This window comes from Rathayibacter tanaceti, assembly GCF_001634385.1.
Classification (GTDB): Bacteria; Actinomycetota; Actinomycetes; order Actinomycetales; family Microbacteriaceae; genus Rathayibacter; species Rathayibacter tanaceti.
This window is the reverse complement of sequence record NZ_LIIN01000180.1, coordinates 1-3,923: the sequence shown is the minus strand read 5'-3', so window position 1 is coordinate 3,923 and position 3,923 is coordinate 1. Positions and strand designations below refer to the sequence as shown.

The following is a 3,923-nucleotide window of genomic DNA, read 5'->3' as shown; positions in this document are numbered from 1 at the left end:
ACGACGCGGAAGGCCGGGCCCGCGATCGCCAGAGCCGCGGCGAGGGCCAGGCCGGCCAGGGCGAGGGCCGAGAGCGCCGGAGCCGCGACCGTGCCTGCCACGTCGATCCGCTGGCCTTCGCCCTCAGTCGCCGCGAGGGTGAGTGTGAACCACGGCTGGGTGGACGCGGTCAGCTCGAGCGCGGCCAGCAGGACGATCGCGAGGATCGCCGAGTACTTCAGCCGCCGGCCGCTCATCCTCACTCCCCCGAACCGGGGCCGAGGGCGGTGACCGGGGCGAGCGGATCCACGTCGAAGCAGGCGTGCCTCCCCGTGTGGCAGGCGGCCCCGATCTGCTCCACCTGCACGAGCAGCGTGTCGGCATCGCAGTCGAGCGCGGCTCCACGCACGTACTGCGCGTGGCCGGAGGTGTCGCCCTTCCGCCAGTACTCCTGCCGAGACCGGGACCAGAAGGTGACCCGGCCCTCGGTCAGAGTGCGGCGGAGGGCCTCGCGGTCCATCCAGCCCATCATCAGCACCTCACGACTGTCGTGCTGCTGGATGATCGCGGGCAGCAGTCCGCTCGCGTCGAAGGCGGCACGGTCGAGGACCTCGTCGAGCTCCGCGGGCGTCATCGGATCTCGACCCCGGACTCGGCCAACGCACGCTTGACGTCTCCGATCGTCAGCTCGCGGTTGTGGAAGACGGAGGCGGCGAGCACGGCGTCGGCGCCCGCCTCGACGGCGGGCGCGAAGTGCTCGACGGCACCTGCGCCTCCCGAGGCGATCACCGGCACGCTGCTCAGCTCACGCATCGCGGCGATCAGCTCGAGATCGAAGCCCTGCTTCGTGCCGTCGGCGTCGATGGAGTTGACCAGCAGCTCCCCGGCGCCGCGATCGACGGCCTCCGCCGCCCAGGCCAGAGCATCGACGTCCGTCTCGCGGCGACCGCCGTGGGTGGTGACGACGAAGCCGGAGGCGGTGGCGTCGCTCCGCTTGACGTCGAGCGACAGCACCAGCACCTGGGCTCCGAAGAGGTCGGCGATCTCACCGAGCAGCTCCGGGCGGGCGAGCGCGGCCGAGTTGACGCCGACCTTGTCGGCCCCGTGCGCGAGCAGCCGCGAGACGTCGTCGGCGCTGCGGACTCCTCCGCCGACCGTCAGCGGGACGAAGACCTGCTCGGCCGTCGCCCGGACGACGTCGTAGGTGGTGGAGCGGTCGTCGACCGTGGCGGTGACGTCGAGGAAGGTGAGCTCGTCTGCTCCCTGCTCGACGTACAGGCGCGCGAGCTCCACAGGATCGCCTGCGTCGCGCAGGTTCTGGAAATTGACGCCCTTGACCACGCGGCCGGCGGCGACGTCGAGGCAGGGGATGACGCGGACGGCGAGACTCATCGCTCCTCCTCTACAGGCGCGCGGCGTGGATCGAGGTGACCAGGATCGCGCGGGCGCCCAGGTCGTACAGGCGATCCATCACCTGATTCATGTCGGCGCGCGGCACCATCACCCGGACGGCGACCCACTCGGGGTCGTGCAGCGGCGAGACCGTCGGCGATTCGAACCCGGGGGCGGTCGCGGTGGCGCTCTCGAGGAGCGAGACGGGGCAGTCGTAGTCGAGCAGCACGTACTCTCGGGCGACGAGCACGCCCTGGAGCCGGCGCAGCAGCACGGGGATGCCCTCCGGCTCGCCGGCCGCCGAGACCAGCACAGCGGTGGAGTCGAGGATGACGGGGCCGAAGATCTCCAGGCCCGCCTTGCGCAGCGTGGTCCCGGTCTCGACGACGTCGGCGATCACGTCGGCCACACCGAGCTGGATCGCGGATTCGACCGCTCCGTCGAGGCGGATCAGGGTCACCTCGACACCGTGCTCGCGAAGGAAACGGCCGACGAGGCCGGGGTAGCTCGTGGCGACCCGGAGCCCGTCGATCTGGGCGAGCTCGGAGTAGCGTCCCGCGGGCCCGGCGAAGCGGAACGTCGAGTCCGCGAAGCCGAGGCTCGCGATCTCGCGCGCCTCGGAGCCGGAGTCGATCAGCAGATCGCGGCCAGTGACTCCGACGTCGAGGGCGCCGGAGCCGACATAGGTCGCGATGTCGCGCGGACGGAGGTAGAAGAACTCCACGCCGTTGCGCTCGTCGACGACATGCAGCTCCTTCGGGTCGCGGCGGCCGGTGTAGCCCGCCTCGGCGAGCATCTGCCCGGCGGTCTCGGAGAGGGATCCCTTGTTGGGGACGGCGACGCGCAGGAGCGCGGAAGTGGTGGTCACGGGACGTCCTTCAGGACTCGACAGCGGATCGATGGGCGGCACGACTCTCCGAGAAGCGTGCGGGCGCGACGGCGCGGATCGGCGGCGCACCCCGGCGAGCGGGGCGGAGCTCACAGATGTCGGTAGACGTCGGCTGTCGTCAGGCCCTTGGCGAGCATCAGCACCTGGAGGTGGTAGAGCAGCTGCGAGATCTCCTCTGCGGTGCGCTCGTCGCCCTCGTACTCGGCCGCCATCCACACCTCAGCGGCCTCCTCGACGATCTTCTTGCCGATGACGTGCACGCCGGCGTCGAGTTCGCGTACGGTGCCCGATCCCTCGGGACGGGCGGCGGCCTTCTCGCCCAGCTCCGCGAAGAGGTCGTCGAAAGTTTTCACCGGGGAAGTCTATACGGCGGCCGGGAGGGGGGTGTGTGGCCACGGGTGCGGCGCGATCCACAGGAGCAGGTGCCACCCCCGGCAGGGATGCCCTCCCGCGCTCGTCACGCGGCAGGAGCGGCCTTCCTGCACGGCGATCCCGCAGAGCGGACACGTCCCCGCCGGTCGGACAGTGTCCTGCGCATCGCATCGGATCCCTCACGGCCGCAGGGATTCCTCACCGGCGCGCGGACACAGGGTGGCGCGGACCGCCTCACCGCCGGTGCAGGTGGGCGGTGGCGGTGGCGCGCAGGGCAGCGATCGCCGCCTCCGGGTCGTCGGCGCCGAAGACGGCGGAGCCGGCGACGAACGTGTCGGCACCCGCCTCCGCCGCGATCTCGATCGTGCCCGGAGCGATGCCGCCGTCGACCTGGAGCCACACGTCGAGCCCGGTGCGGTCCACGACGTTCCGCAGCGTGCGGAGCTTGGGCATCGTCTCCTCCATGAACGACTGGCCGCCGAAGCCGGGCTCGACCGTCATCACGAGGATCTGGTCGAACTCGGGCAGCAGGTCGAGGTACTCGTCGACCATCGTGCCGGGCTTGAGAGCGAGGCCTGCGCGGGAGCCGATCTCGCGCAGGCGCCGAGCGAGGACCACGGCGTCGCGCGCCGCCTCGGCGTGGAACGTGACCGAGTAGGCGCCGGTCTCGGCGTAGCCGGGTGCCCAACGGTCGGGGTTCTCGATCATCAGGTGCAGGTCGAGGGGCCGGGGCGAAACGTCCTGGAGACGCTGGACCATGGTGAGACCGAAGGTGAGGTTCGGCACGAAGTGGTTGTCCATCACGTCGACGTGCACGAGGTCGGCACCGGCGATGCGCTGCAGCTCGGCCTCGAAGTTCACGAAGTCGGCGGAGAGGATGCTGGGGTTGATCCGTGCGGGCATGGCCCCAGCCTAGGGCGGGGTCCCAGCCCCGCCGCCCCTCCGCAACGCACCGCCGGTGACGACGACAGGGGACGGTACACCGGGGAATGCGGTCACTCGTGGCAGCAGGTCACGGGGATCACGGTCGGCGGCGCAGGAGCTGGATGAACATGGCGTCCGTGCCGTGGCGGTGGGGCCAGAGCTGCACGTGCGTCGTGCCCTCCGGCAGCGGGAGCGGCGCCGCGGTCACGCCGCCCAGCACCGCGGGCGTGTCGAGGAGCTCGAGCTCGTGCCGCTCCTGAGCCAGCGCGAGCACGCGCCGGGTCTCGCCCAGGTGCGGCGAGCAGGTGACGTAGGCCAGCAGTCCGCCCGGCGCCAGCGCCGCGAGCGCGGAGTCGAGCAGTTCGCC

The 3,923-nt window shown here is 71.5% G+C and carries 6 protein-coding genes and 1 pseudogene; all 7 read right to left on the bottom strand.

Features of this window, described 5'->3' with window-relative positions:
* Positions 1-236: Trp biosynthesis-associated membrane protein (locus ACH61_RS14355; RefSeq protein WP_201787619.1), on the bottom strand; the 236-nt coding region annotated here is incomplete at its 3' end.
* A gap of 2 nt (positions 237-238) precedes the next feature.
* Positions 239-613: a phosphoribosyl-AMP cyclohydrolase gene (hisI, locus tag ACH61_RS14350; RefSeq protein WP_068213329.1), complete on the bottom strand. Its 375-nt coding sequence runs from the start codon at positions 611-613 to the stop codon at positions 239-241.
* Positions 610-1,371: an imidazole glycerol phosphate synthase subunit HisF gene (gene hisF / locus ACH61_RS14345; RefSeq protein ID WP_068213326.1), complete on the bottom strand. Its 762-nt coding sequence runs from the start codon at positions 1,369-1,371 to the stop codon at positions 610-612. Before hisF ends, hisI begins: the two co-directional genes overlap by 4 nt.
* Positions 1,372-1,381: 10 nt before the next feature.
* Positions 1,382-2,239, bottom strand: coding sequence for an ATP phosphoribosyltransferase (hisG, locus tag ACH61_RS14340; RefSeq protein WP_082845300.1), 858 nt, complete (start codon positions 2,237-2,239; stop codon positions 1,382-1,384).
* Between the two features lie 110 nt (positions 2,240-2,349).
* Positions 2,350-2,613: a phosphoribosyl-ATP diphosphatase gene (locus tag ACH61_RS14335; RefSeq protein ID WP_068213323.1), complete on the bottom strand. Its 264-nt coding sequence runs from the start codon at positions 2,611-2,613 to the stop codon at positions 2,350-2,352.
* A 253-nt stretch (positions 2,614-2,866) separates the two neighbouring features.
* A complete protein-coding gene (gene rpe, locus ACH61_RS14330; RefSeq protein ID WP_068213320.1) occupies positions 2,867-3,535 on the bottom strand; it encodes a ribulose-phosphate 3-epimerase in 669 nt (222 codons plus the stop codon).
* A 118-nt stretch (positions 3,536-3,653) separates the two neighbouring features.
* Positions 3,654-3,923, bottom strand: a pseudogene (locus ACH61_RS14325) (rRNA small subunit methyltransferase B); the annotation flags it as partial.